Source organism: Paracoccus sp. R86501, assembly GCF_042466435.1.
Classification (GTDB): Bacteria; Pseudomonadota; Alphaproteobacteria; order Rhodobacterales; family Rhodobacteraceae; genus Paracoccus.
On record NZ_JAXHPZ010000001.1, the window covers coordinates 1,965,122 to 1,991,824 of the forward strand.

Genomic DNA, 26,703 nt, shown 5'->3' on the forward strand with positions numbered 1-26,703 from the left:
CGGTCATGGGCGATCTTCTTAAAGGCAAGCGCGGGCTTGTGATGGGGGTCGCCAATGAGCGGTCCATCGCATGGGGCATCGCGAAAGCCGCCGCAGCGGAGGGGGCCGAACTGGCCTTTTCCTATCAGGGCGAGGCTTTCGGCAAGCGCGTCGAACCGCTTGCGGCATCCGTCGGGTCGGATTTCCTGGTGGATGTCGATGTCACCGACGACGCCTCGCTGGATACGGCCTTCGCCACCATCGGCGAACGTTGGGGCAAGCTGGATTTCGTGATCCACGCCATCGCCTTTTCCAACAAGAACGAACTGACCGGCCGGTTCATGAACACCAGCCGCGACAACTTCAAGCACAGCCTTGAAATCAGCTGCTATTCGTTGATCGAGGTGGCACGCCGCGCCCATCCGTTGATGGCCGAAGGTGGGTCGATCATCACGCTGACCTATGGCGGGTCGAACCGCGTGACGCCCTTCTACAACGTCATGGGTGTCGCCAAGGCCGCGCTGGAAAGCAGCGTGCGCTATCTGGCCAACGACCTGGGTCCGGACAACATCCGTGTCAACGCCATCAGCCCCGGCCCGATGAAGACGCTGGCCGGTGCCGCCATCGGTGGCGCGCGCAAGACCTTCCGCCACACCGAGGCAAACGCCCCCATGCGCGCCAATGCCACGCTGGAAGCGATCGGCGGGACGGCGGTCTGGATGCTGTCTGACTGGGGTGCCTGCACCACCGGTGAGATCGTGACCGTTGACGGCGGATATCACGTCTTGGGCATGCCGCAGTCCGAGAATTTGTAACAAGACGACCGGCCCCGACGCGACATATGGAAAGGTGACAGAATGCCGTATTTTCATGCCAGCGACGGGGCCAGGATCGCCTTTGACGACCAAGGGCACGGCTTGCCCGTCCTGTGCCTTGCCGGCCTGACCCGGACCATGGCCGATTTCGACTATGTCGCGCCGTATCTGACCGATGCCAGGATGATCCGCATGGATTACCGCGGACGCGGCACATCGGAATGGACGGGTGCCGACACCTATACCGTCCCGCGCGAATCCCGTGACGCGATCGAGCTGCTGGACCATCTGGGCATCGACCGCGCTGCCGTGCTTGGCACGTCACGCGGGGGGTTGAACGGGCTGCTGATGGCGGCCACCGCGCATGACCGGATGCTGGGCCTGTGCCTGAACGATGTCGGACCCGAGATCGCGCAAAGCGGTCTGCAGCGGATATTCGACTATCTGGGCCGCAACCCCTCGGCCAGAACGCCGCAGGCCTTGGCGGACAGGTTGCCGGACCTGATGGCGGGCTTTGCCAACGTCCCCGAAGGTCGCTGGCTGCAGGACGTGCAGCGTCATTACAACGTCAGCGATGATGGATTGCGGATCAACTATGACCCTGCGCTGCGCGATGCCTTTCTGGCCGCGTTTTCAGGGGCGCCAGTCGATCTCTGGCCGCTTTGGGATGCGACCGCGGGGATGCCGGTCGCCTTGATCCGGGGGGCGAATTCCGACCTGCTTTCGCCCGAAACCACTGCGCGGATGCAGCGGCACCGCCCCGACATGCTGCTGGCGCAGGTGCCCGACCGCGCCCATATCCCTTGGCTGGACGAGGCGCCTGCCCTTGCGGTGCTGAACCGCTGGCTGGACGCCTGCCGCCAGGCTTAGCCGCCGATCGCGCTGAGCCCCAGGAACAGCGCCGCCGACAGCGCGGCTGCCGCAGGCACAGTGACAACCCAGGCCGCCGCGATGGTCATGACATGCGAACGACGCACCAGCTTGCGACGGCGGCGTTCCTCGGAGCCGACGCGGGGACGTTCGGGCATGTCGCCCTGGGTGCGACGCAGGCGGCGTTCCGCGTCCCATTCGCGGAAGAAACCGACGCCAAAGATCGCGCCAACCGCGATGTGGGTCGAGCTGACCGGCAGGCCCAGCCAGCTGGCCACGATCACTGTCAGCGCCGCCGACAGCGACACGCAATAGGCGCGCATCGGGTTCAGCTTGGTGATCTGGCTGCCGACCATGCGGATCAGCTTGGGTCCGAACAGGAACAGCCCGAAGGACAGGCCGAACGCACCGATCAGCATGACCCAGAACGGGATGGTGACGTCACCGTTGACCAGACCCGACTTCGAGGCCTGCACGATGGCCGCCAGCGGACCGACGGCATTGGCCACATCATTGGCCCCATGCGCAAAGCTGAGCAGGGCCGCAGAAACGACCAGCGGAATGCCGAACAGCACCTTCAGCGACTTGTTGCGGTTCTCCAGCCCGCGCGACTGACGGCGGATGATCGGGATCATCGCCAGCCAGCATCCGATGCCCATCGCCAGCCCGATCAGCAGGGCCATGCCGAAGGAAACGTCGATGACCTTCTTCAGCCCCTTCAGCGCCAGATAGGCAGAAAACGCGCCCGCCATGATGCCGATCAGGACCGGCACCCAGACACGTGCCGCGGCGATCTTGTCATCGCGATAGATGATGCGCGCCTTGATGAACCACAGGAAGCCGGCCGCGATCAGACCGCCCAGCAGCGGAGAGATCACCCAGCTGGCCGCGATCTTACCCATCATCGACCAGTTCACCGCCGCGAAACCCGCCGCCGCGATACCTGCGCCCATGACGCCGCCGACGACCGAATGCGTGGTCGACACCGGCGCGCCGACCCATGTGGCCAGATTGACCCAAAGCGCCGAGGACAACAGCGCCGCCAGCATCGCCCAGATGAAGATCTGCTGGGTGCCGATGCTTTCGGGCGCGATGATGCCCTTGGAAATGGTGCCGACGACATCGCCGCCAGCGATCAGCGCGCCTGCGGTTTCGAAGATGGCGGCGATGGCGATGGCGCCGCCCATGGTCAGCGCATTGGCCCCCACCGCCGGACCCATGTTGTTGGCGACGTCATTGGCGCCGATGTTCAGCGCCATATAGGCCCCGAAGATCGCCGCCATCGCCACGATCAGCCCATTGCTGGCAGCCCCGAAGGCCATCAGAGCGCCAAGTCCCGCCAGCAGCACGAAGACCAATGCGATCCCCGGCGCGACCAATGGCCGGGATACATAGGCCGTCGCCAGTTCCAGGTTGGAAAATCTGCCAAGGTCGCGGTCAAGCGTATCCAGGTGGCGGGCTTCAAGGTCGTTCTGGGCCATGATGTCCTCGAGGGTATGGGGCAGCGGGTGCCTAGGGCGTATTGGGCGGATGATCAACCTGTGACGTTCAGCAAGTCGCGCCAAGGGGCAAGCCTAGCACGTCGCACCGCGCGGGACACCCGTCCCTGCGCGGCGAAACATGGGGTTTACTACCTGCAATGTAATCCTTTTCAGGGCGGATGAAATCCATTACATTGAGCCGACCCCCTGAGGAGAGGGGCCAATCGAGGAGGATACAGATGACGATCACCGCATATGCCCGGCTTGGCAGCATCGCGCTGTTGGCCATGACCGTGGCCGCACCGTTGGCGCAGGCCCGCGAAACCGGCACGCTGCCGATCGCCGCCCAGATGTACACGCTGCGCGATCATGGCACGCTGGACGAACAATTGGCGGCAGTGCAGGCGGCGGGCGTTACCGCGGTGGAAACCGTCGGCATGCAGGACAGCGACGCCGAAACCCTGAAGGCGGCACTGGACGCGCATGGCATCAGCGCCATTTCGACCCATGCCCAGCTGGACGATCTGCGCGGCGATCTGGATGCCGTGATCGCCTTCAACAAGGCCATCGGCAACAATGTGATCACCGTCCCCTATCTGGCCGAAGACCAGCGCCCCACCGACGCCGCGGGCTGGACCGCGTTCGGTCAGGAACTGGCGGGCATCAGCGACAAGCTGGACGATCAGGACATGACGCTGGCCTATCACAACCACGATTTCGAGATGGTCGAATTCGACGGCCGAACCGCGCTGGAAATCCTGTTCGAGGCGGCGGGCGACGACATCATGGCCGAACTGGATCTGGCATGGGTCGCACGCGGCGGGCACGATCCCGTCGAATATCTGGGCCGCTTCGATGATCGCGTCTTTGCCATCCACGCCAAGGATAACGCCCCCGATGGCGAGGCTGAAGACGAACGTGGCTTCAAGGCGCTTGGCGAAGGCGTGCTGGATTGGGACGCGATCCTGCCCGCAGCCGAGGAAACCGGAGTGGATTGGTACATCATTGAACATGACCAGCCGATCGATGCGGCACAGGTCGTGATGACCGGGGCCACCTTCCTGACCGAACACCTGCCGGACGGCGCGACGCGCTGAGAATCCTCCCTGCCGGACAGGTCACTTGGGCCGCGCATGATGCGCGGCCCCTTTTCGTGGCTTACATCGGGCGGACCCAGATGTTGCGATAGCTGACATCGGCATCATGATCCTGCAGCGAGATCGGTGCGCAATCGTGCGCCTGATAGGCGGGATAACCGATCCATTCCGTCGGGCCCTGGAGCTGCGCATGGTTCTGCACGACAACGCCGTTATGCAGCACCGTCACATAGGCCGGACGCCGCAAATCCCCTTCGTCCCCAAAGATCGGCGCCTGGAAGATGATGTCATAGCTTTGCCATTCCATCGGCGCGCGCGCGGCATTCACCAGCGGCGGGTGCTGCTTATAGATCGATCCCGGCTGGCCGTTCACATAGGTCGGGTTGTCGGAGCCATCCAGCACCTGCACCTCATAGCGTTCCTGCAGGAAAACGCCGCTGTTGCCACGATCCTGTCCGTCATGCCCTTGATCATTGGCGGGCGAGCGCCATTCCACATGCAGCTGCACGTCGCAGAAGCTGTCCTTGGTGCGAATGTCGCCCTTGCCGCGCGCGACGGACATGACGCCGTCCTCGACCAGCCATTCGGCGGGGCCGCCTTCTTTCGCCTGCCATGCGTCCAGACCCGTGCCGTCGAACAGCACCACCGCATCGGATGGTGGCGCGCCCTCGGGGGTCTGGACGGTTTCGGGGATAGGCTCCCATATCTCGGTCACGGCGGATTTCGCGACGCGTTCCTCGCGGGTTTCCTGCGCGACGGCGACCGAGCCGGTCAGGGCGATGCTGGCGGCGATGATGATCTTGGTGTTCATGGTGGACCTTTCAAGGATGTGCATCAGGTGGCCCATGCGGGGCCGCCATCGTAATCCGCGTCGCCGATATATTCGCCCGGCACCGGTTCGTATTTCAGCACCTCGGTCGCGCCCTTTTCGGAGGTGAAGAAGCCGAACAGGGTCAACTGTTCCAAGGGCGTGTACCAATGCAGCTTGGGCAAGGCGTCGGCCATGTCGGCGGCAGCCGCCTCGCCCGCCTGATCGGCATTGGGCTGGATATCCTGGCTTTGCTTGGCGCGTTCCTTGGCCGCTTCCACCACCTTGGCCTGCGCACGGGCCTGCGGGACGACGCCTTGCAGGAAGGCCAGCCGTTCTTCGGCGGTCATGTCCAGAAATGCCGTGCCTGTCACCTCTGCCTCGGATTTCAGCGCCTTCATCCCGGCGCGGAAATCGGCCTGTTCATCGGCGGTCATGCAATCGCTAACAAAGACGGTCATGAATGCGCCAACGCCCGCTTCCTTGGCACCGGGGGTGTCGGTGGCGGGGATGATGACCTCGGCCACCTCATCCAGAAAGGCGGCGTCTTCATCGGTGAAGATGTTCTTGCCGGTTTCCGTCGGCAGATAGGCGAAGGCACGGTTGGTGCCGATCATCGCGGTGCCGGTCATGGCGGCGATCATGGTCAGAAGTTGGCGGCGGTTCATCACAGATCTCCTGCTTTGCGGGCTTTGACGGCGTGATCGACCGCGCGGGCGGTCAGCGCCATATAGGTCAGCGAGGGGTTCACGCAGCTGGCCGAGGTCATGCAGGCCCCGTCCGTCACATAGACGTTCGGCGCGTCCCAGACCTGATTGTTGCCATTCAGGACCGAGGTCTTGGGGTCGTTCCCCATCCGCGCCGTGCCCATTTCATGGATGCCCATGCCGGGGGCGTAATCGCTTTCGGTCGGGCGGACGTCCTTGACGCCTGCCGCCTCGAAGATATCGACGGCGTCCTGCTGCATGTCCTTGCGCATCTGGCGCTCGTTCTCGCCCAGCTCGACGCTGATCTTCAGGACGGGCATGCCCCATTTGTCGGTGACCGAATGGTCCAGCGCGATGTGGTTGGCGTGATCGGGCAGCATTTCCCCGAAACCGGTCATGCCGATGGTCCAATTGCCGGGCTTGGACAGGGCTTCCTTCATGTCGGCACCGATGTTCAGCTCGGCGATCTCGCGCTTCCAGCCCTGACGGCTGGCCGATCCCTGATAGCCGAAGCCACGGGTATAGGGGCGTTCCTCGCCGCCCAGATTGCGGAAGCGCGGGATATAGAAACCGGCGGGACGGCGACCGAAGTAATATTTGTCGTCGAACCCGTCGACCCGGCCCTCGGCACCGACGCGAAAATGGTGGTCCATGACGTTGTGGCCCAGCTCGCCCGAGGACGACCCGAGGCCACCCTCCCAGACATCCGTGGCCGAATTCATCATGATCCAGGTCGAATTGAAGCTGGACGCGTTCAGGAAGACCACATCGGCGGTGTATTCATAGGTCAGGTTGGTTTCGGCATCGATGATCTCGACGCCCTTGGCGCGCTTGGCATCCTTGTCATAGATCACCTGACGCACGATCGAGAATGGCCGCACCGTCAGGTTCCCCGTCGCCATCGCCACCGGCAGCGTCGCGGATTGCGTGCTGAAATAACCGCCATAGGGGCAACCCAGCCAGCATTTGTTGCGATACTGACAGGCAACGCGGTTCTGTTCAGGCTTGGCTTCGGTGATGTTGGCGCAGCGCGAATTGATCAGGTGGCGCTTGCCGCCAAAGGCCTTCTGGATGCGCGCGGCCACATCCTTTTCGACGATGTTCAGCGGGATCGGCGGCAGGAACTGGCCATCGGGCAGCTGCTCCAACCCTTCGTTCTGGCCTGAAATCCCGGCAAAGCGTTCCACATGGTCGTACCACGGCGCGATATCGGCATAGCGGATCGGCCAATCGGTCGCGATGCCTTCGCGGGCGTTGGCGGCAAAGTCGATGTCGGAGAGGCGATAGGTCTGACGCCCCCACAACAGCGACCGCCCGCCGACGTGATAGGCGCGGAACCAGTCGAAGCGCTTCTCCTCGGTATAAGGGTTTTCCTGTTCGTTGGCCCACATGCCGAAGGTCTGTTCGTTCAGCGGATAGTCGCGCTGCAGGACCGGATAATTGTCCTTCATCTCGACCGTGGCACTGCCGCGATGGGGATAGTCCCATGCCTCTTTGTCGGCATTCACATAGTCGGTCAGGTGTTCGATATTGCGACCGCGTTCCAGCATCAGGACCTTCAGGCCCTTTTCGGTCAGTTCCTTGGCGGCCCAACCGCCGCTGATGCCCGAACCTACGACGATCGCGTCGTAATGCATGTTATCTGCCATCTGGCTGTCCTTTCGAAATTGCTTGATGCCTCAGACGTCACAGGCGCGGACGGCGTCGCGCAACGCGTCCGCCGCCTGCTGTCCCGTGCCCGAGGGGATGAATTCCTGCGCCACATAGCCCTGAAAGCCCGTGTCGCGGATGGCCCGGCAAATCGCCGGATAGTTCAGTTCCTGAGTGTCATCCGGTTCATGCCGCCCCGGATTGCCCGCCGTGTGGTAATGGGCGAACCATTGGTGGTGGTCGGTGATCGTGCGGATCACGTCGCCCTCCATGATTTGCATGTGATAGATGTCATAGAGCAGCCGGAAATTCGGCGACCCCAGCCGTTCGCACAGCGCCACGCCCCATGCGCTGCGGTCGCACATATAGTCGGGGTGATCGACGCGGCTGTTCAGCAGCTCCATCACCAGGGTGACACCGGCCTGTTCCGCCTGCTGCAGGATCTGCGCCAGGCCTTTGGCGCAGTTCTCCAGCCCCTGTTCGTCGCTGATCGAACCGCGATTGCCGCTGAAGCAGATCAGGTTGCGATAGCCCGCATCGGCAACCAGCCGGATGTGATCGCGATAGCGGCGGATCAGGTCGTCATGGTTGGCGGGATCGGCCCAGCCCGCTTCCAGACTGATCTCGGCGCCGTTGCACATCGAGCTGTCCAGCCCGTGTTCCTTCAACACCGGCCAGTCATCGGGGCCACAAAGATCGATGGCCTTCAGCCCCATGTCGCGGGCCATGACACACACATCGGCCAGCGGCATGTCGCCAAAGGTCCAACGTGCGACGGAATGGTTGATATCGCCCTTTAGCGCGGTGGTTTGCGCATGGGCCGTGCCAGTGGCGGCAAGTCCCGCACCCAAGGCCGCAGCACCCTGGAACAGGTGGCGACGGCTTAGCCCCGCAGATGCAGAAATACGGTCCGACAGATCGGTCATGTCATCCTCCCTTCTTGGTCCATTCGCTTGTAACCGTTTACATCACAAGGTGGACGTCCCCTCCTCCAAGGGTCCGGTCCCTGCGCCGCGGATGGCCCGCGCCGCAGATTGGCAAAGGATCAGTAAGGGCTGTCCTCGAAATAGAAATCATCGGCGTTTTCGGGCGTGATCAACTGCGAGGCGATGATGAAATCGCCGCTGAAGGGCGCCCCCGAGGTCAGGCCCAGCACCGTCATCTCGATGGCGGTCGAGATCATTGCGGGCGGATAGGTCACGTTCACCGGCACCGTCTTGTCGTCGTTGCGGATGCGGTCAACCATTTCCTTCATCCCTGCGCCGCCAACCACGATCATCTCGTCATTGCGGCCTGCCTGTTCGATGGCAGCCAAGGCACCGACGGCCATGTCGTCATCGGCGGCCCAGACCGCGTCGATCTCAGGGAAGCGCGACAGGTAATCCTGCATCAGGTTGAAGGCGGTGTCGCGGTTCCAATTGCCGTGATCCATGGCCAGAACCTCGACCCCAGACCCATCCAGCGCCGATTCAAAGCCCGCGACGCGTTCATTGTCCACGGTCGAGGCGATGCCGCGCATGACGACGATCTTGGCGCCTTCGTCCAGCGTTTCGGCGAAATAGCTGCCGGCGGTGCGGCCAAAGCTGTCGTTGTCGCCCGCAACATACAGATCCTCGATCCCGTCCTGCGCCAGACCGCGATCAACGACCGTCACCCAGACACCGCTATCGGCGATGCGCTGGATCGGGCCGGTCAGCGGTTCGGATTCAAAGGGCAGCACGACCAGCGCGTCGATGCCGCGGGTGGCGACCATGTCTTCCAAGTCCGACACCTGCTGGCCGGGATCGGACGTGGTGGTCAGCACAAAGTCCATGTCGGGGTTGGCCTCCTTCAACCGCTCGACCGTGCGTTCGGCATGGAAGTTCAACGCCCCGGCCCAGCCATGGGTCGCCGCCGGGATGGAAATCCCGATGGTTTCCGACAGGGCGGGCATGGCGGTCATGCCGATCAGGGCGGTGGTGGCAATCAGGGTCTTTCTCATGGTGGTCTCTCCTCCCACAGATGAAAATCGGATGTCTTAGCGCGCGGTGCCGGTGTTTCTTTGCAGCACGACGGCAAGGATGATGACGACGCCCTGGATGGCACCGTTCAGATAGGGGCTGACGACATCGGTCAGGTTCAGCAGGTTGCCGATCAGCGACAGGATCAGCACGCCGACGACGGTGCCCCAGACGCGGCCGAAGCCCCCCTTCAGCAGCGTACCCCCGATGATGACGGCGGCGATTGCCTCCAGCTCCCACAACAGGCCGGTGGTGGCGGATGCGGACCCAAGGCGCGGGACGTACATGACGACCGCGATGCCCACCAGCAGCCCCAGCAGGACATAGGTCGCCAGCTTGACCCGCGTCACCGAAACCGAGGAATAGCGCGCCACCTTTTCGTTCGAGCCGATGGCGGCGCAATGGCGGCCGAAGGCGGTATGGCGCATGGTGATTTCACCGATGACGGCAAGAGCGGCAAAGACGATGATTGGCCAGCTGATGCCAAGGATGCCGTCGTAATAGACAGGGCGATACATCTCGCGCATCTCGTATCCCAGCGACAGCGTGCCGCCATCGGCCAGCCAGGTGACAAGGCTGCGATAGATACCCATGGTGCCAAGGGTCAGGATGAAAGCCTCGATCCCTGCCCGCGTGATCAGGATGCCGTTGATGAAGCCCGCCAGAATGCCCACGCCCAGCGCCAGCGCGATGCCGATCAGGATGACCGGCAGCCCCTGCCCCATGCTGTCGGTCAGCAGGTTCATCACCAAAATCATCAGGCCTGCGACAAAGGCCGCCATGGACCCCACCGACAGGTCCAGCCCGCCCGCGGTGATGACGAAGGTCATGCCGATGGCGATGATGCCGATGAAGGCCGACCGCGCCAGCACGTTGGTGATATTGGCATAGCTGAGGAAGTTCGGGTTCAGCGCGATCCCGATCAGGATCAGCACGCCCAGCGCCACGACGGGCGCGATGACCGGCAGGTTCTGCCGAATATTGCGAAGGGTGCTCATGCTGCACTGTCCTTTGTTCCGTCCATGCCCATTGCCAGCCGCACGATGCCGCCTTCGGTGACGTCATCGCCCGCCAGTTCGCCCGCGATCCGGCCCGCATGCATGACCACCACGCGCGAGGCGAGGCCGATCAGTTCGGGCATTTCAGACGAGATGACGATGATGCTGCGCCCTTCAGCGGCCAGCTTGGCGATCAGGGTATAGATCTGTTGTTTCGTGCCGATATCGATGCCGCGCGTCGGTTCGTCGATGATGACGACCTGCGGGTCCGACAGCAGCGTCTTGGCCAGCAGCAGCTTTTGCTGGTTGCCGCCCGAAAGGTCGCCCACCGCCATGTCACGTGCAGGGGCACGGATGGCGAAATCCTCGATGGCGCGGTCCAGCGCCGCTTCCTCGCGCTTGCGGTCGATCAGCGGGCTGCCAAAGGTTTCCAGCAGCGGCAGCGTCAGGTTCTCGCGCAGCGACTTGTCCAGCAGCAGACCCGCACCCTTGCGATCTTCGGTCAGATAGGCAAGCCCCGCGTTCATCGCCTGCGCCACGTCATTTGCGGGCAGGTCGCGGTCCATCAGCGTGACGGTGCCGCTGCGGGGACGCAGACCTGCGATCGCCTCGGCCAGTTCCGTGCGGCCCGATCCGACCAGCCCGCCGATGCCCAGAACCTCGCCCTTGTGCAGGGTCAGGCTGGCGTCGTGGACGATGCCCGGCACGGTGATGTTGCGCGCGGTCAGGATCGGTTCGTCGCTGCCTGTCACCTTGGGCGGGAATAGGTCCGACAGTTCGCGCCCGACCATGGCGGCGGCCATGTCATCCTCGGTCACATCGGCCGTCAGGTCGGACCGCACCATCGTGCCGTCGCGCAGCACTGTAACGCGGTCGGCAATACGCTTGACCTCATTCAGCTTGTGCGAGGTGTAAAGGATCGCCACGCCTTCCGCGCGCAGACGTTCGACCTGTTCGAACAGGATTTCGGTCTCGCGCTCGGTCAAAACGGCGGTGGGTTCGTCCATGATCAACACCCGCGCCTTGCGCGACAAGGCCTTGGCGATTTCCACCATCTGCTTGTCGGGGACAGATATCCCCGAAACACGCGCGCCGGGGTCCACCCGACATTGCAGGCGGGCCATCAATTCGGAGGTGCGGTCGCGCATGGCCTTGTGATCCAGCCGCCAGCCTTTTTTCAGCTCGCGGCCCAGAAAGACATTCTGATCGACCGACAGATGCTCGGCCAGATTGAATTCCTGGTGGATCATGATAACGCCCAGATCCTCGGCCTGATCGGAACCGGCAAAGGTAATGGGCTTGCCGTCCAGCACGACCTGCCCGCCCGTGGGGTCCAGATAACCGGCCAAAATCTTCATCGTTGTCGATTTGCCCGCACCGTTTTCGCCGATCAGGGCGTGAACCTCGCCGGGGCGCAGGGCGAAATCGACGCCGTGCAGAATTTCGATGGGACCAAAGGATTTGGTGACGCCCTTCAGCGCCAGAACGGGATCGGTCATGGCATCACCTGCACCCAGGCCGCGTCCGCATCGTTCGAGCGGATGCAAGCGTCGATGAAATACAACCCCTCCAGCCCGTCCTTGATGCCCGGCAGGGTGTCGGGGCGCTGTCCACTGCGGATCGCGGCGGCGGCTTCGGAATAGAGGTTGGCAAAACCTTCCAGATATCCCTCGGGGTGGCCGGGGGGCACGCGGCTTCCCTCGACCAGGCTGCCGGGGCCTGCGCGGCGCAGTTTCTGCGTAGGTTTGCCAAAAGGGGTGAACCACAGCGTTTCAGGGGTTTCATGGGCCCATTCCAACCCGCCCTTGTCGCCATAGACCCGCAGCTTCAGCCCGTTTTCGGTCCCCGGCGCGACCTGCGAGGCCCAAAGCGTCCCCTTGGCCCCACCGGCATAGCGCATCATGATATGCGCGTTGTCATCCAGCCTGCGACCGGGAACAAAGCTGGACAGGTCAGCTGCCAGCCGTTCGGGCAGCATGCCGGTGACAAACCGCGCCAGCTGGAATGCATGGGTGCCGATATCACCGATCGCCCCGCCCGCACCGGCCTTGGCGGGATCACCGCGCCATTCGGCCTGTTTGCTGGTGGTATCCTCGGTCAGCCAGTCCTGCGCGTATTCGGCCTGAACCAGACGGATCTGCCCCAGATCACCACGGGCGATCATGGCGCGCGCCTGCCGGATCTGTGGATAGGCCGAATAGTTATGCGTCAGGATGAACAGCGCATCGGACGCGCGGGCAGCCTCGGCCAGTTCGCGCGCCTGATCCAGCGTCGCGGTCATCGGCTTGTCGCAGATGACATGGATGCCTCGGGCCAGAAATGCCTTGGCGACCGGGAAATGCAGGTGGTTCGGGGTGCAGATCGACAGGGCCTGAATGCCGTCGGGGCGGGCAGCCTCGGCCTTTGCCATGGCTTCGTAATCGTCATAGCTGCGGGGAATGCCGACCTGCGCCGCGCTGGCCGCGGCCTTTTCCGGGGTCGAGGACAACGCGCCCGCCACCAGATCGAACTGCCCGTCCAGACGCGCTGCGATGCGGTGCACATTGCCAATCATGGCACCTGCACCGCCGCCGACCATGCCAAGGCGAATAGGGATATGTCGGTCCATGGTCATGCCCCCAACCCCAGCATCCGTTGGTTGGCGGCCATATTGGTGCCGCCATCGGCAAAATCGTCAAAGGCGCGGTCGGTGACGCGGATGATGTGGTCGCGCACAAAGGCAGCCCCTTCGCGGGCACCGTCTTCAGGGTGCTTCAGCGCGCATTCCCATTCGACCACTGCCCAACCGTCGAAACCCATCGTCGTCAGCTTGGAAAAGATCGCCTTGAAGTCCACCTGCCCGTCGCCAAGGCTGCGGAAGCGGCCCGCACGGTTGACCCACGACTGATAGCCGCCATAGACGCCCTGACGGCCTGTCGGATTGAATTCGGCATCCTTGACGTGGAACATGCCGATCCGGTCGGCATAGATGTCCAGATTGGCCAGATAATCCAGCTGCTGCAGCAGGTAATGTGACGGATCATAAAGCATCATCGCGCGGGGATGCTGATCCAGACGGTCAAGGAACATCTCGAATGTGGTGCCGTCATGCAGGTCTTCGCCGGGGTGGATTTCGAAGCAGATGTCAACGCCGCGGCTGTCGGCATGATCCAGAATGGGACGCCAACGGGCGGCCAGTTCGTCAAACGCAGCCTCGACCAGACCGGCGGGGCGCTGCGGCCATGGGTACAGATAGGGCCATGCCAGCGCCCCCGAAAACGCCGCCATCCGGTCCAGCCCCAGATTGGCCGAGGCATCGATGGTCTTCATGACCTGATCGACCGCCCATTCCTGCCGTGCCTTGGGGTTCCCGCGCAGGGATGCAGGCGCAAAGCCGTCGAACATTTCGTCATAGGCGGGATGGACGGCGACCAGCTGCCCCTGCACATGGGCCGACAGTTCGGTGATGACGACGCCATTGGCAACCGCCTGCCCCGCCAGTTCATCGCAGTAATCCCGTGATTGCGCGGCGTGGTCCAGATCCAGCAGCGATGTCGCCCCCGATGGCACCTGCACACCCCGATATCCGCAATCCGCCGCCCATGCGGTGATCGCGTCGAAGCTGTGGAATGGCGCGGACGTCCCCACGAATTGCGCCAGAAACAGGCCGGGGCCCTTCATCGTCTGCATATGTCCTCCCTTGACCGCACATCGTGATGTAATCGGTTTCATCAACGCTCTCATAGACTGAAATGGTTTACAACAGCAATTTTTGCGCTATCCCTGATCCCCTTTCAGCAGGAGCCTTGCCCGCGTGTCAGACCAATCCCGGCCACCCCGCATCCACGATGTCGCCAAACTGGCGGGGGTCTCGGTCGCAACGGTCAGCCGCGCCATGTCCAACCCTGCCATCGTCTCGGATGCGACGCGAAAGGCGGTTGAGGATGCGATCGCGGCGACCGGCTATACCCTGAACCTGACGGCGCGGAACCTGCGGCAGCAGCAGGTGGGCGGCGTGCTGGCGCTGGTGCCAAATATCGCCAACCCCTTCTTTTCGCAGATCCTTGCGGGTATCTCGACGGTGCTGCGTCAGCGCGGGCTCAGCCTGCTGGTGATGGATACGACCGCCGTGGGCGATCAACCGGCGCTGGCGGTGTTGGGCCCCTATCTGAACCGGTCGCGGTCCGATGGCGTGATCGTGCTGGACGGCAGCCTTGATCCCCAGTTGTTCACCCGTCCCGGCTGTCCGCCCGTGGTGCAGGCCTGCGAATGGATCGAGGGGCTGGATGCCCCGCGCGTTCTGGCCGACAACATCACCGGCGGGCGCATTGCGGCACAGCATCTGACCGGGTTGGGGCATCGCCGTATCCTGCATGTGACGGGGCCCGCGCAGAATTCGCTGACCGCTTCGCGGCGGCAGGGGTTCCTGCAGGGGCTGGCGCAGGCGGGCCTGCCGGAACCCGGTCCTGCCGACAGCATCCGGGGCGACTTCGAAACGCGATCGGGGCTGGATGCCGTGCCGCACATCCTGACGATGGACCCGCGCCCCACGGCCATCTTCTGCGACAACGACGAAATGGCGATCGGCGTCATCCACGGACTGACCATGGCCGGCGTTGGCGTGCCCGACCAGATCTCGGTCATGGGCTTCGACAACATCGAGATGTCGGGTTACTGCCTGCCGCCGCTGACCACCGTCCGCCAGTACCGCACCCGCCTTGGACGCCGCGCGGCCGAGCTGTTGCTGGCCCGAATGCAGGGCGACGACGACCGGCAGACGGTGATGCTGGACGTCGAACTGCTGGAACGCGCCAGCACCGCGCCGCCCCCGACAACTATCTAACAATTGATAGCTTGTCGCCAATAGCCCAAGTTTCTACATTTGCCGCACGGATGACGCCGTGTCAGCCGGAACAGGATACAGATGCCAGCCGCGCAGATCCCCGACACGTTGCGGGCGCAGTTCACCAAGTCGCATATCGCGCTGTCGCTTGCGACGGCGCAAAAGGACATGCCGTTGTGTCTGGTCAACGAAGGGTTCACGACCCTGTCGGGATATGGTCAGGATCAGGTGCAGGGGCGCAACTGCCGTTTTCTGCAAACGCCCGAAACGCCGGCCGAACAGGTATCGTCCATCCGCGACTTCCTGCGCGATGACCATGCCGACGACGGGCGCTTTCCCGTATTGAACCGGACGCGGGACGGGCGGGATTTCATGAATCTGGTGTTCCTGTCCAAACTGCGTCGGGCGACGGGCGAACTGGCCTTCGTGCTGGCCTCGCAGTTCGATCTGGACAAGGCGCAGCGGCGCGGCCAGCAGGTCGAACATGACGCCAGCCTTGCGCGCAACGTCAACGACGTCAGGCGCGCAGCCGGACAGCTGGGCCTGATCATGGCGGATTCCGCCGAGCTGATCGCACGGTCGATCACGACACTAGCAAGGATCACGATCCGAGATGAATGACGCCACTCCCACCTGGTCGCAGCAGCGCCAAAGTTTCGCGGTCGTGGGCATCGGCGCCTCGGCGGGCGGGCTGGAGGCATTGCAGGACCTGCTGCGCGATGCGCGCCGCGAGGATCCGGCGGCCTATGTCATCATCCAGCATCTGGACCCGACCCATGACAGCGTATTGGCCGAACTGCTGGACCGCCGCACGGCCCTGTCGGTGCAGCAGGCGACCGAGGGCACGCGACTGCAGGCGGGATGCGTCTATACCATTCCGCCCGGCGTCGGCATGGCCCTGCGTGAAGGCTGCATCCACCTGACGGAATTCGACCAGCCGCGCGGGCTGCGCCGCCCCATTGACGATTTCTTCGAAAGTCTGGCCAAGGACATGGGCCCGGCGTCGGCCTGCGTGATCCTGTCGGGCACGGGCGCAGATGGCACACTTGGCCTGCGCGCAATCAAGGAAAACGGCGGCATGTGCGTGGTGCAGGAACCGCGCACCGCCCGTTACGACGGGATGCCGCTGTCGGCGGAATCCACCGGGCTGGTCGATTTCGTTCTGCCGCCCGAACGCATCGTCCCCGCCATCCTGCAGTTCTTCCAGTCCAGCGACACCGAACTGGCCGAGGATGCGATGCTGGCCGATGCCCGCGACATCTGCCAGCACCTGCTGGACCAGACCGGGCATGATTTTTCGGGCTACAAGATGTCAACTCTGGTGCGCCGCATCCGGCGACGCCTGCAGGTGCTGAACATGACCAGCACCAAGGATTACCTGCGCCATCTGACCCGCACCCCCGATGAATGCGAAGCGCTGCTGAACGAATTCCTGATCAACGTCACGCGCTTCTTCCGCGACCCCGAGATGTTCCAGTCGCTGCGCGAAAAAGCGATCCGGCCCATGGTGCAGGCCGCCGACGGCGAGGAGATCCGCGTCTGGGTCCCCGGCTGTTCCAGCGGCGAAGAGGCTTACAGCGTCGCCATGCTGATCGACGCGGAAATGCGTGCGGCGGGCGTGCGGCCGCGCTTTACGGTCTTTGCCTCGGACATCGACAAGAAGATGATCGACATGGCGCGGGCGGGCACCTATCCGATCAGCGCGCTGGCCGACATCCCCGAGGATTTCCGCCAGGATTATGTCACCCACCGCGACGCGATGATGCAGATCACGCCGCAGTTGCGCGACCGCGTCCGGTTTTCGCTGCACAGCGTGCTGCGCGACCCGCCTTTTGCGCGGGTGGACCTGATTTCCTGTCGGAACCTGCTGATCTATCTGGATGAACCGCTGCAGTCGCGCATCCTGCCGCTGTTCCATTACGCCATCCGCCCCGAGGGCTTCCTGTTCCTTGGTCCGTCCGAAGGGGTGCGCCGCGAATCCGTGCATTTCACCGAATTGGACCGCCCTGCCCGGCTGTTCCAGCGGGACGACAGTGTCGCGCGGTTGCCCATGGACCTGCCGCTTTCGCGCCACGAAGCCAGCGACCGCAGCCGCAGCGCCGCTGCCCAGCCTTTGCGCGAACCCGTGTCGCAGGACCGTCAGGCGCAGGGCGCGCAGCGTCGGGTGCTGGACCGCTTTGCGCCCGCCTCGCTGCAGGTGTCCCGCTCGGGCGAGGTTCTGTGGACCGCCGGGCGCCTTGGCCGTTTCCTTTCGGTCGATCCGACGGCGCGCAAGCCGGTGCTGGCGAACTCGATCGTGCATTCGGGGCTGAAGGATGCCGTGTCGCAGGCGCTCGAACAGGTGAATTCGACCGGACGTGCGGTCGTGGTGCGGGACCTGTCGGCACGATCGGACGTGGGGGCGCAGCCTGTGACCCTGTTTGCCGAACCGCTGGCCGATCGCAGCACGCTGCTGGTCTTTTCGGAAACCGGCGATTACCGCGCCGCGCCCGAGACCGACGATCTGGACGAATTGCACGTCCGGGAATCGCGCAACGACCTGCTGGAAGAAGAATTGCGCCGGATGCAGGTCGAACTGAACGGCACCGTCGAGGAGTTGGAGACCACCAACGAAGAGCTGAAAAGCTCGAACGAAGAAATGATGTCGATGAACGAGGAGCTTCAGTCCACGAACGAGGAACTGAGCACCGTCAACGACGAGCTGAAATCCAAGATCGACGATCTGACGGCGGCGAATTCGGACCTGCAGAACTTCTTCCTTGCGACCAAGATCCCGCTGCTGGTGGTGGATCGCGACGTGCGGGTGCGCAATTTCACCTCGGCCGCGACGCAGATCTTTCCGCTGCGGAAATCCGACCACGGGCGGCCGCTGGCCGATGTGTCCAACGTCTTTGCCAGCGACACCTTGCTGCGGATGGCCAGCGAGGTCGCCTCGACGGGCGATGCCGCCAGTACTGAATTGACCGAGGCCGAGCATGATCGCGTCTGGCGGGTCGATGCCAAGCCCTATCGCGGACCCGACGGCCATCTGGACGGCGCCATGCTGGTCTTCGAGGACGTCAGCGACCTGCGCGATCTGCGGGTAGAGATCGAGCGTCAGGAAGAACGCCTGAAATCCGTCCGCTCGCTGGCGCGCATTGCGGTTTGGCAGTTCGATACCAAGACGCAGATGCTGACCATCGATGACAGCTCGGACCTTCTGGGGGTCGGGCGGACGGCAGAGCTGCCGCTCTCGGCCTTTGCGGGACTGATCGCCCCCGAAGATCGCGACGGTCTGGTCGATGACCTGACCGCCTGCGGCAAGGGTCGCGATTTCCGCAGGGTCATCGCGCCGTCGTCGAACGCCTTGTCCGATGTGCTGCTGGAAGCTTCGGGCCAGGTCTTCGGCTCGGAAGGCGAAAAGCCCCGCGTATTGGGGGTGATGGTCGATGTCACCTCGGCACAATCGGCAGCCAAGCTGCGCGAGGCGGTGATTTCCGAGATGGATCACCGGGTCAAGAACCTCTTCACCCAGATCTCGGCCATGCTGCGGATGGCGGCGCGCGAAACCGACGACGCCCAAGAGGTCGTGTCCGAAGTGTCCAGCCGCATCAATGCACTTTCACGGTCCCACGGGCTGACCACCGCACGCGGCAAGAACGAACATGTGCTGATCGAAAGTCTGGTCCAGACCACGCTGGCCCCCTATCGTGGGGCGCGCGTCGAACTGAACGGCGATGAAACCGTGGTTCAACCCAAGCAGGTCGTGCCCTTGTCGCTGATCCTGCACGAACTGGGGACGAATGCCTTCAAATACGGGGTTCTGGGCAGCGTCAACGGAACGCTGTCGGTGACATGGCAGCAGACGGACGGCCAGATCACGCTGGAATGGGCCGAAACCTATGACAGCGACCAGCCGGAACCCGGCGAAGGCGGCGGTTTCGGCTCGGTCTTGCTGGAGGGGGCAGCCGCGCAGGTCGGCAGTGCGCTGGACATCGAACAGACGTCCAGATGCCGTCGCACGCGGCTGGAATTCAAGGGCGCCTCTAGCTAGGGCGCCCTACCCCAGCATGTCGCGGACCTGTTGCAGATGGTGGCGTACCATCTGGGGGATCTGGTCGGTGGTGATCGCCTCATTCTGGCCCCATTCCATCACCGCCTCGCAGAAGGCGCGCAGCGACAAGTCGCCCAACAGCTGTGCGGTGATCCGCCGATCGGGGCCAAGTCGCTGTTCCAGCAGCCCAGCCAGCACGCGCGCGATCTGGTCCATCGAATCGCGGAACACGACCGTCAGTTCGGGCGCGGCCTCGGACAGCTTACGGATCATGCGGATCATGTCGCGGTCGGGGATCTCGTTGAACAGCAGACCGGACATGATCTTCACCAGATCCTCGATCAGCGGTTCGCCCGAAGTGATGATCCATTCATTGCCCTCGGCCTTGAGGACCGGGGGTTCACCGACAATTGCAGCCTGCTTGTTATTGTAATAGTTGAAAAATGTGCGCGGGCTGGTTCCGGCTTCGGTCGCGATGGCCTCGGTCGTGACCGAAGCATAGCCCTGCCTGATCGACAAGCGCAGGGCCGCCAGCTGGATGTCGCGGGCAGTCTGGCGCCGACGCTTGTCACGTAGATCTGTGGTCATTTTCTGTGCATTCCCCCTATGCGGCGAAAGCAAACATTGCACACTCAGCAATTATATGCAATCAGCGCCCAACAGTGGCGCCCATGGCGGGCAGAATTCGGGACATCGGACGATGCACAAGATCAAACTCTCGACCGGCGCCGCCATGGCGGCTGCCGTGCTCCTTGCCTGGCCGGCGGCCGCGCAGGCCCCGGGCGGCATGCCCCCCAAGCAGGTGGGCGTGGTCACGCTGGAACTGCAGGAGGTGCCGCGTCTGGTCACACTGCCGGGACGGGCCGTGGCGGCATCGGATGCCGAAATCCGTCCCCGCGTCAGCGGCATCGTGACCGACATCCTTTATGACCCCGGCAAGCGCATCGATGCCGGCAACCCGATGTTCACCATCGAAGACACCACCTATCAGGCCAATCTCGCCAGCGCCGAGGCGCAGGTATCCTCGGCGCAGGCGCAGGTGACGCAGGCGCAGTCGTCCTATGACCGGACCCGCAAGCTGTTGGGATCAGGCACGACGCAGGCGCAGGTGGAAACCGCCCTTGCGACGCTGGATCAGGCCAAGGCGACGCTGCAATCGGCCGAAGCTTCGCGCACGCTGGCGCAGGCCGATCTGGATTGGACCACCGTCACCAGCCCCATCGCCGGCATCGCCAGCGTCGCCGCCATTTCGGTCGGTGATCTGGTCACCGCCAATCAGGCCGATGCACTGGCGACCGTGACGCAGCTGGACCCGATCGAGGTCGATATGTACGAACCCTCGTCGCGCATCCTGAACGTGCTGGATGACATCAGCGACGGCAGCCTGACGCTGAGCGAAACGCTGAACGCCACGCTGACGCTGGAAAACGGCCGTACCTATCAGGCCGTGGGCGAAATGGTCGCGCCGGGGGTCACCGTCTCGACCTCGACCGGGTCGATCGATACGCGCTTCCGCTTTGAAAACCCCGACAACCTGATCCTGCCGGGTATGTTCCTGCGCGGTCAGGTCGAACTGGGGACCACCTCGGCGATCCTGGTGTCGCAATCGGCGACCAAGCGCGACAAGGTCGGCAATCTGTCGGCCTGGGTCGTCAAGGACGGCAAGGCCAGCCAGCGCCAGCTGACCGAGGAAGGCAGCTATCAGCAGCAGTGGATCGTGACCGAAGGGCTGGAGGACGGCGACACGCTGGTCGCCGACGGCCTGACCGGTCTGCAGGAAGGCATGGATGTCGTGACCGTTCCGGTGACCTTCGACGAACAGGGTGTCATCCGCGAGATCCCGCAGGACAAGCCCGCCGATGCCGAAGCCAAGGCCGCCGACGAAGCCGATGCAGCAGACGACGCGGCCCAGCCCGCCGACGCGACGGAGTAAGCGCGCATGGCACGTTTCTTTATTCACCGCCCCGTCTTTGCGTGGGTGCTGGCGCTGATCACCATGTTGGTCGGCGCGATCGGCCTGAACAGTCTGGCCATCGAACAATACCCGCAGATCGCGCCGACGACGGTGCGGATCAGCGCCGGCTATACCGGCGCCTCGGCCGAGATCGTCGAAGCATCCGTGACCACAGTCATCGAGGATGCGATGACGGGTCTGGACGGCCTGACCTATATGACCTCGGCCTCGACGCCGGGATCGACCTCGGTGTCGCTAACCTTCGATGACACGGTCGATGCCGACATCGCGCAGGTGCAGGTGCAGAACAAGCTGCAGCTGGTGACGCCGCAACTGCCCGACATCGTTCAGCAGAACGGCGTGCAGGTGTCGCGATCGACCTCGTCGATCCTGCTGGTGGGGGCGCTGACCGCACCCAACGGCGAATATTCGTCACTGGAACTGGGCGATCTTGTGGGCCAGCTGATCGAGGATCCGGTCAAGCGGACGCCGGGCGTCGGTTCGATCAATACCTTCGGGTCGGGCTATGCCATGCGGATCTGGATGGATCCGATGAAGATGAACCAGTATCAGGTGACGCCTTCGGACATCACCGCGGCCGTGGCGGCCCAGAACACCAACGTCACCGTCGGCGATCTTGGTGCCCAGCCCGCGATGGAGGGTCAGCGGATCACCATCTCGCTGTCGGCCCAATCGCAGCTGTCGACCGTCGAGGAATTCGAGAGCATCCTGCTGCGCGTCAACCCCGACGGTTCGACCGTCTTCCTGGGCGATGTGTCCCGGATCGAGATCGGCCAGGAATCCTACGGAGGATCGTCGCGCCACAACGGCAATCCCGCCGCCGGTTTCGCCGTGAACCTTGCGACCGGCGCCAACGCGGTCGATACCGCCGACGCTGTGCGTGAAACCATCGCCGATCTGGAAAGCGCCCTGCCCGAGGGGGTCGAGGTCGTCTATCCCTATGACACCTCGCCCTTCGTCGAGGAATCCATCAACCAAGTCTATCACACCCTGGCCGAGGCCGTGGTGCTGGTCTTCTTCGTGATCCTGGCCTTCCTGCAAAGCTGGCGCGCCACGATCATTCCGGTGATCGCCATTCCGGTCGTCATGCTGGGCACCTTCGGGGTGCTGGCGGCGGCAGGTTTCACCATCAACACGCTGACCATGTTCGCACTGGTGCTGGCCATCGGCCTGCTGGTCGATGACGCCATCGTCGTTGTGGAAAACGTCGAACGCGTGATGGAGGAAGAGGGCCTCGGCCCCGTCGAGGCCACCGAGAAAAGCATGGATGAAATCACCTCGGCGCTGGTCGGCATCGTGCTGGTCCTGTCGGCGGTCTTCCTGCCGATGGCCTTCATGACCGGTGCGACGGGTGTGATTTACCGACAGTTCTCGGTCACGATCATCACGGCCATGGTGCTGTCGCTTGGCGTCGCCGTCATCCTGACGCCCGCCATGTGTGCCAGCCTGCTGCGCCCGCGCAAGCATGGTGACGGCATTGCGCCCGCCCGCTGGTTCAACCGTAATCTGGACCGCGCGACCAACGGCTATGCCGGGGTTGTCGGGCGTCTGATCAAACGCCCGTTCCGCCTGCTGATCGTTCTGGCGGTGATCGTCGCGGGCGTGGTCGTGCTGTATGGCCGCCTGCCCGGCTCGTTCCTGCCCGATGAGGATCAGGGCGTTGCGCTGGTCATCGTGCAGGGCCCCGACGGATCGACGACCCAGCAGACCCAGGCTTTGGTCGAAAAGGTCGAGAACTATCTGCTGAACCAGGAAACCGAGACGGTGGAATCCGTCTTTGCAGCCCTTGGCTTCAGCTTCTCGGGGACGGGTCAGAACAACGCCATCCTGTTTATGAAGCTGAAAGAATACGAGGAACGCGACGGTCATGACCTGCCATCGCTGGTGAACCGCGCGAACGGATATTTCTTCGGAACGAACCGTCAGGGCCAGATCTTCGTGCTGCAACCGCCCGCGATCCAGGGGCTTGGCAACTCGTCCGGTTTCACCATGTATATGGTCGATCAGGGCGGCCAGGGTCAGGATGCGCTGATGGCGGCGGCCAATACGCTGGTGTCGGACGCACAGGCGGACGGTCGCGTGACCAACCTGCGCGGCAACGAAAGCAAGACCCAGACCGCGCTGCGTCTGGACATCGACCAGCAGAAGGCAGCCGCCTTCGGATTGTCGATCTCGGATGTGAACTCGATGCTGTCGGTGATCTTCGCCGGGCGCGACGTGAACGATTTCGCGCTTGGCAACGACCTGCGTCCCGTCGTCGTTCAGGGCGAGGCAGACAACCGGTCCCAGCCCGACGACATTAACAGTTGGTATGCCCGCAATTCGGCCGGCGAGATGGTGTCCTTCGGGGCCTTCTCGACCCAGGAATGGGAACAGGAACCCAAGGCGCTGGCCCGTTACGGCGGCAGCCGCGCGCTGGAACTGAGCGGCGCCGCCGTTCAAGGCCTGTCATCGGGCGCCGCCATGGATGCGATGGAGGAAATGGTCGGCGAGCTGGAGGGCAATTACGACACCGCCTGGACGGGTCTGTCCTATCAGGAACGCCTGTCAGGCAATCAGGCGCCGATCCTGTTCGCCCTGTCCGCGCTGGTCGTCTTCCTGTCGCTGGCCGCCCTTTACGAAAGCTGGTCGGTGCCGATCTCGGTGATGATGACCGTGCCCATCGGCATCCTGGGGGCCTTGGCAGCCGCGCTGTGGTTCGGCCAAAGCAACGACGTCTACTTCAAGGTCGGCCTGCTGACGACGATCGGTCTGGCGGCAAGGAACGCCATTCTGATCGTGGAATTCGCCGAAGCGCAGATCAAGGAGGGCAAGTCCCTGCTGGATGCGGCATTGGTCGCCGCACGTCAGCGTCTGCGCCCGATCCTGATGACCACATTCGCCTTCATGCTGGGCGTGCTGCCCCTGGCCATCGCATCGGGTGCCGGTGCGGGTGCGCAGAACTCGATCGGTATCGGCGTTCTGGGCGGCATGACCACCTCGGCCGTGATCGGGATCTTCCTGGTGCCGGTCTTCTATGTCGCCGTGTTGAAAACGCGCAATCTGGTGACGCGAAAGGATAAGACCTCGTGATGTTTCCACGTAAATCCCGACTGGCGGCGTTGTCGCTGACCGCGCTGCTGACCATCTCGGGCTGTGCGGCGGTGGGGCCCGATCCCACCGACCTGCCCGACGCCAAGGTCCCCGCCAGCTTTGCCGAGGGCGAGGGTCAGGCCCCCGCCCAGGTGACCAAGACCGCCTTCTGGTCGAACTATCAGGACCGGGTACTGTCGCAGCTGATCGCGGACGGTCTGGGCAACAGCCTGGACATTCTGGCGGCCAACGAACGCATCCGCGCAGCCGAAGCCGACCTGCGCGCCACCGCCCCTCTGGCCGCACAGGTCACCGGCGAAGCGGCATCCGCCAGCCGCACCCGCAACGGCGGCGACAACCAGCCCACCGGCTATACCAGCACCGCCAATCTGTCGGCGGGCTTCGTCTTCGACCTGTTCGGCGGCGCACGCCGGGCGCGCGAAGGGGCGGCGGCGGCCTATGCCTCGGCCGAGGCCGAAGCGCAGGTCACCCGCCTTGCCTGGCTGGCCGAGGTCATCGGCGCCTATTCCGACGCCCGCTTCTATCAGCAGGCGCTGGCGCTGACCCGCGACACCATCGAAGCGCGCGAAAGCACGCTGCAGGTCACCAACAACATGCTGTCGCTGGGTCTGGCGACCGATTACGACACCGCCCAGACCCAGGCCCTGCTGGAAACCGCCCGCGCCGATCTGCCGAACTACGAGGCGCTCTACAACGCCCAGATCTATCGCCTGTCGACGTTGCTGAACCAGCAGGCGAACGGTGTGATGTCGCGAATGTCGTCAGGGTCGTCCGCGCTGCGCACGCCCGCGGGTCCCGGCACCGGCGTTCCGGCGGACCTGCTGCGCAACCGGCCCGATATCCGGTCCAGCCAGCAGGATCTGGCGCAGGCGCTGGCCGCCGTCGGTGTCGCCACTGCGGATATGCTGCCGTCGCTGTCGCTCTCGGGGTCGATCAGCGATGCGGCGGGGTCCAACAACTGGGCCTTCGGTCCGCGCATCTCGCTGCCGGTTGCGAACCAGGGCATCCTGCAGGCAACGCGGTCGCGTCGGGTGTCCGAGGCCCGCTCGGCCGATCTGGCCTATCGCAGCCAGATCGCCTCCGCGGTCGAGGATGTGCAGCGCAGCCAGTCGAACCTGCGCCGCTATCGTCAGCGCGTCGCCACGCTGGACCGCGCTGCGGCATCTTACGACCGCGCCTATTCGCTGGCCCGCACCAACTTCGAGGCCGGGGCCTTGGCGCTGGTCAACCTGCTGGACGCCGACCGCCAGCGCGCCTCGGCACGTCTTGCTGCGGCATCGGCACGCAATGATGCATCCAAGGAATGGGCGTCACTGCAGATCGCCACGGGCGCAGGCGCAGCCGTGACGGCCATCGCCAACTGAGCGATCGGGGGCGGTGTCGCGCCGCCCCCGCATCAGCCTGCCGGACAAAGGAAAAGCGCCGCGCTGGATCAACCAGTGCGGCGCTTTTTCATTTGGGGTATCTCTGGTGCGGCCGAGAAGACTCGAACTTCCACTCCGGTTAAGGAACAGCGACCTCAACGCTGCGCGTCTACCAATTCCGCCACGGCCGCATCTTGAGGTAAGCGCCTGATAGCCGAGCCATGCGCCAAAGAAAAGCGCTTTTTGCACCCTGCCCCAAGATGCCTGAAAGCCATTGACGAAACGCCCCCGCCGCGCCACATCCACGCCATGGTGGAATGGATCATCAGCGACGGCCTGACCGGCCACGACCAGGCCGTGACCTTCATGGAGGCACGCGTCGCCGCCATTCTGGCAGGCGATGCCGATGAATGCATCTGGCTGGTCGAACACCCGCCGCTGTATACCGCCGGCACCAGCGCCAAACCGCAGGACCTGCTGAACCCTCGCTTTCCGGTGCATCCCACGGGGCGCGGCGGGCAATACACCTATCACGGTCCGGGCCAGCGAATCGTCTATGTCATGCTGGACCTGAACAAGCGCGGTCGCGACGTCCGGGCCTTCGTCGCGCAGTTGGAGGCATGGGTGATCGCCGCGCTGGCCGAATTCGGCGTGTCGGGACGGATCAGCGAAGGTCGCGTGGGTGTTTGGGTTCAGCGCCTCGACAAGCCGACGCTGTTCGATGGCACCACCCGGGAAGACAAGATCGCGGCCATCGGCATCAAGCTGCGCCGATGGGTCAGCTTCCACGGCATCTCGATCAACGTCGAACCGGACCTGTCGCATTACGATGGCATCGTGCCCTGCGGCATCAGCGGGCATGGCATCACGTCGCTGGTGGACCTGGGTCTGCCGGTCGGGATGGACGATCTGGATAACGCCCTGCGACAGGCTTTCGTCGCGACCTTCGACGAAAACTGATCAATTCTTTCGCTGCGACCTTTCGGTAGGTGGATTTCCGGCGCATCCTGC

The 26,703-nt window shown here is 63.9% G+C and carries 21 protein-coding genes and 1 tRNA gene; 10 read left to right on the top strand and 12 right to left on the bottom strand.

What is annotated here, in order from left to right; genetic code table 11:
• The first annotated feature begins 5 nt into the window (after positions 1–5).
• The gene (locus SJY40_RS09515; protein ID WP_378945510.1) at positions 6–794 is read left to right on the top strand and encodes an enoyl-ACP reductase; all 789 of its coding nucleotides are present in this window, start codon (positions 6–8) and stop codon (positions 792–794) included.
• Positions 795–836: 42 nt separating this feature from the next.
• A complete protein-coding gene (locus tag SJY40_RS09520; protein ID WP_378945513.1) occupies positions 837–1,664 on the top strand; it encodes an alpha/beta fold hydrolase in 828 nt (275 codons plus the stop codon).
• On the opposite strand, the gene SJY40_RS09525 is transcribed toward SJY40_RS09520, so the two are convergent.
• A complete protein-coding gene (locus tag SJY40_RS09525) occupies positions 1,661–3,145 on the bottom strand; it encodes an inorganic phosphate transporter (protein WP_378945516.1) in 1,485 nt (494 codons plus the stop codon). The two genes, SJY40_RS09520 and SJY40_RS09525, sit on opposite strands and share 4 nt — an antisense overlap.
• Before the next feature lie 239 nt (positions 3,146–3,384).
• Here SJY40_RS09525 and SJY40_RS09530 point away from each other — a divergent pair, with 239 nt between their 5' ends.
• Complete coding sequence (locus tag SJY40_RS09530; RefSeq protein ID WP_378945518.1) at positions 3,385–4,242, top strand: sugar phosphate isomerase/epimerase family protein; 858 nt, start codon at positions 3,385–3,387, stop codon at positions 4,240–4,242.
• Positions 4,243–4,303: 61 nt separating this feature from the next.
• Here SJY40_RS09530 and SJY40_RS09535 read toward each other — a convergent pair whose 3' ends face one another.
• The 9 genes from SJY40_RS09535 to SJY40_RS09575 all read right to left on the bottom strand — a co-directional run bounded on the left by SJY40_RS09535 (position 4,304) and on the right by SJY40_RS09575 (position 14,074).
• Positions 4,304–5,053, bottom strand: a complete 750-nt coding sequence (locus SJY40_RS09535) for a DUF1080 domain-containing protein (RefSeq protein ID WP_378945521.1) — start codon at positions 5,051–5,053, stop codon at positions 4,304–4,306.
• Between the two features lie 23 nt (positions 5,054–5,076).
• Entirely contained in the window at positions 5,077–5,718 is a 642-nt protein-coding gene (locus tag SJY40_RS09540; RefSeq protein WP_378945524.1) for a gluconate 2-dehydrogenase subunit 3 family protein, read from the bottom strand.
• Positions 5,718–7,406 carry a GMC oxidoreductase gene (locus SJY40_RS09545; protein ID WP_378945526.1) on the bottom strand — a complete coding sequence of 563 codons (1,689 nt, stop codon included), beginning with the start codon at positions 7,404–7,406 and terminating at the stop codon, positions 5,718–5,720. Before SJY40_RS09545 ends, SJY40_RS09540 begins: the two co-directional genes overlap by 1 nt.
• Before the next feature lie 30 nt (positions 7,407–7,436).
• Positions 7,437–8,333 (bottom strand): hydroxypyruvate isomerase family protein, encoded by an 897-nt coding sequence (locus tag SJY40_RS09550; protein WP_378945528.1) that lies wholly within the window; start codon positions 8,331–8,333, stop codon positions 7,437–7,439.
• Positions 8,334–8,452: 119 nt separating this feature from the next.
• Positions 8,453–9,388 carry an ABC transporter substrate-binding protein gene (locus tag SJY40_RS09555; RefSeq protein ID WP_378945531.1) on the bottom strand — a complete coding sequence of 312 codons (936 nt, stop codon included), beginning with the start codon at positions 9,386–9,388 and terminating at the stop codon, positions 8,453–8,455.
• A 36-nt stretch (positions 9,389–9,424) separates the two neighbouring features.
• Positions 9,425–10,405 (bottom strand): ABC transporter permease, encoded by a 981-nt coding sequence (locus tag SJY40_RS09560; RefSeq protein WP_378945534.1) that lies wholly within the window; start codon positions 10,403–10,405, stop codon positions 9,425–9,427.
• On the bottom strand, positions 10,402–11,904 hold the full coding sequence (locus tag SJY40_RS09565; RefSeq protein ID WP_378945537.1) for a sugar ABC transporter ATP-binding protein: 1,503 nt from the start codon (positions 11,902–11,904) through the stop codon (positions 10,402–10,404). The genes SJY40_RS09560 and SJY40_RS09565 overlap by 4 nt, the downstream gene beginning before the upstream one ends.
• Positions 11,901–13,013, bottom strand: a complete 1,113-nt coding sequence (locus SJY40_RS09570; RefSeq protein WP_378948355.1) for a Gfo/Idh/MocA family protein — start codon at positions 13,011–13,013, stop codon at positions 11,901–11,903. The genes SJY40_RS09565 and SJY40_RS09570 overlap by 4 nt, the downstream gene beginning before the upstream one ends.
• Before the next feature lie 2 nt (positions 13,014–13,015).
• A complete protein-coding gene (locus SJY40_RS09575; RefSeq protein ID WP_378945540.1) occupies positions 13,016–14,074 on the bottom strand; it encodes a sugar phosphate isomerase/epimerase family protein in 1,059 nt (352 codons plus the stop codon).
• A gap of 124 nt (positions 14,075–14,198) precedes the next feature.
• On the opposite strand from SJY40_RS09575, the gene SJY40_RS09580 reads away from it, so the two are divergent.
• The 3 genes from SJY40_RS09580 to SJY40_RS09590 all read left to right on the top strand — a co-directional run bounded on the left by SJY40_RS09580 (position 14,199) and on the right by SJY40_RS09590 (position 19,260).
• Entirely contained in the window at positions 14,199–15,227 is a 1,029-nt protein-coding gene (locus SJY40_RS09580) for a LacI family DNA-binding transcriptional regulator (RefSeq protein WP_378945543.1), read from the top strand.
• 81 nt (positions 15,228–15,308) lie between these two features.
• Entirely contained in the window at positions 15,309–15,848 is a 540-nt protein-coding gene (locus SJY40_RS09585; protein WP_378945545.1) for a PAS domain-containing protein, read from the top strand.
• Positions 15,841–19,260, top strand: coding sequence for a chemotaxis protein CheB (locus SJY40_RS09590; protein WP_378945548.1), 3,420 nt, complete (start codon positions 15,841–15,843; stop codon positions 19,258–19,260). The genes SJY40_RS09585 and SJY40_RS09590 overlap by 8 nt, the downstream gene beginning before the upstream one ends.
• Before the next feature lie 6 nt (positions 19,261–19,266).
• Here the strand turns inward: SJY40_RS09590 and SJY40_RS09595 are convergent, their stop codons facing one another.
• Positions 19,267–19,848 (bottom strand): TetR/AcrR family transcriptional regulator, encoded by a 582-nt coding sequence (locus SJY40_RS09595; RefSeq protein WP_378945550.1) that lies wholly within the window; start codon positions 19,846–19,848, stop codon positions 19,267–19,269.
• Positions 19,849–19,960: 112 nt separating this feature from the next.
• On the opposite strand from SJY40_RS09595, the gene SJY40_RS09600 reads away from it, so the two are divergent.
• From SJY40_RS09600 to SJY40_RS09610, 3 genes are read left to right on the top strand one after another with little or no spacing between them, the layout of a single operon-like run.
• On the top strand, positions 19,961–21,193 hold the full coding sequence (locus tag SJY40_RS09600; RefSeq protein ID WP_378945553.1) for an efflux RND transporter periplasmic adaptor subunit: 1,233 nt from the start codon (positions 19,961–19,963) through the stop codon (positions 21,191–21,193).
• 6 nt (positions 21,194–21,199) lie between these two features.
• Positions 21,200–24,307, top strand: coding sequence for an efflux RND transporter permease subunit (locus tag SJY40_RS09605; protein WP_378945556.1), 3,108 nt, complete (start codon positions 21,200–21,202; stop codon positions 24,305–24,307).
• Positions 24,307–25,692 (top strand): efflux transporter outer membrane subunit, encoded by a 1,386-nt coding sequence (locus SJY40_RS09610; RefSeq protein WP_378948358.1) that lies wholly within the window; start codon positions 24,307–24,309, stop codon positions 25,690–25,692. The genes SJY40_RS09605 and SJY40_RS09610 overlap by 1 nt, the downstream gene beginning before the upstream one ends.
• 104 nt (positions 25,693–25,796) lie before the next feature.
• On the opposite strand, the gene SJY40_RS09615 is transcribed toward SJY40_RS09610, so the two are convergent.
• Positions 25,797–25,883: transfer RNA gene (locus tag SJY40_RS09615), tRNA-Leu, on the bottom strand.
• 118 nt (positions 25,884–26,001) lie between these two features.
• Here SJY40_RS09615 and lipB point away from each other — a divergent pair.
• Positions 26,002–26,652 carry a lipoyl(octanoyl) transferase LipB gene (gene lipB / locus SJY40_RS09620; RefSeq protein WP_378945559.1) on the top strand — a complete coding sequence of 217 codons (651 nt, stop codon included), beginning with the start codon at positions 26,002–26,004 and terminating at the stop codon, positions 26,650–26,652.
• Positions 26,653–26,703: the final 51 nt, after the last annotated feature.

Coding starts and splice junctions, on each gene's coding strand:
- SJY40_RS09595 (WP_378945550.1), bottom strand. CDS start 19,848: ATGACCACAGATCTACGTGACAAGCGTCGGCGCCAGACTGCCCGCGAC.
- SJY40_RS09515 (WP_378945510.1), top strand. CDS start 6: ATGGGCGATCTTCTTAAAGGCAAGCGCGGGCTTGTGATGGGGGTCGCC.
- SJY40_RS09545 (WP_378945526.1), bottom strand. CDS start 7,406: ATGGCAGATAACATGCATTACGACGCGATCGTCGTAGGTTCGGGCATC.
- SJY40_RS09590 (WP_378945548.1), top strand. CDS start 15,841: ATGAATGACGCCACTCCCACCTGGTCGCAGCAGCGCCAAAGTTTCGCG.
- SJY40_RS09610 (WP_378948358.1), top strand. CDS start 24,307: ATGTTTCCACGTAAATCCCGACTGGCGGCGTTGTCGCTGACCGCGCTG.
- SJY40_RS09535 (WP_378945521.1), bottom strand. CDS start 5,053: ATGAACACCAAGATCATCATCGCCGCCAGCATCGCCCTGACCGGCTCG.
- SJY40_RS09565 (WP_378945537.1), bottom strand. CDS start 11,904: ATGACCGATCCCGTTCTGGCGCTGAAGGGCGTCACCAAATCCTTTGGT.
- SJY40_RS09560 (WP_378945534.1), bottom strand. CDS start 10,405: ATGAGCACCCTTCGCAATATTCGGCAGAACCTGCCGGTCATCGCGCCC.
- SJY40_RS09555 (WP_378945531.1), bottom strand. CDS start 9,388: ATGAGAAAGACCCTGATTGCCACCACCGCCCTGATCGGCATGACCGCC.
- SJY40_RS09570 (WP_378948355.1), bottom strand. CDS start 13,013: ATGGACCGACATATCCCTATTCGCCTTGGCATGGTCGGCGGCGGTGCA.
- SJY40_RS09575 (WP_378945540.1), bottom strand. CDS start 14,074: ATGCAGACGATGAAGGGCCCCGGCCTGTTTCTGGCGCAATTCGTGGGG.
- SJY40_RS09540 (WP_378945524.1), bottom strand. CDS start 5,718: ATGAACCGCCGCCAACTTCTGACCATGATCGCCGCCATGACCGGCACC.
- SJY40_RS09585 (WP_378945545.1), top strand. CDS start 15,309: ATGCCAGCCGCGCAGATCCCCGACACGTTGCGGGCGCAGTTCACCAAG.
- lipB (WP_378945559.1), top strand. CDS start 26,002: ATGGTGGAATGGATCATCAGCGACGGCCTGACCGGCCACGACCAGGCC.
- SJY40_RS09520 (WP_378945513.1), top strand. CDS start 837: ATGCCGTATTTTCATGCCAGCGACGGGGCCAGGATCGCCTTTGACGAC.
- SJY40_RS09550 (WP_378945528.1), bottom strand. CDS start 8,333: ATGACCGATCTGTCGGACCGTATTTCTGCATCTGCGGGGCTAAGCCGT.
- SJY40_RS09530 (WP_378945518.1), top strand. CDS start 3,385: ATGACGATCACCGCATATGCCCGGCTTGGCAGCATCGCGCTGTTGGCC.
- SJY40_RS09600 (WP_378945553.1), top strand. CDS start 19,961: ATGCACAAGATCAAACTCTCGACCGGCGCCGCCATGGCGGCTGCCGTG.
- SJY40_RS09525 (WP_378945516.1), bottom strand. CDS start 3,145: ATGGCCCAGAACGACCTTGAAGCCCGCCACCTGGATACGCTTGACCGC.
- SJY40_RS09605 (WP_378945556.1), top strand. CDS start 21,200: ATGGCACGTTTCTTTATTCACCGCCCCGTCTTTGCGTGGGTGCTGGCG.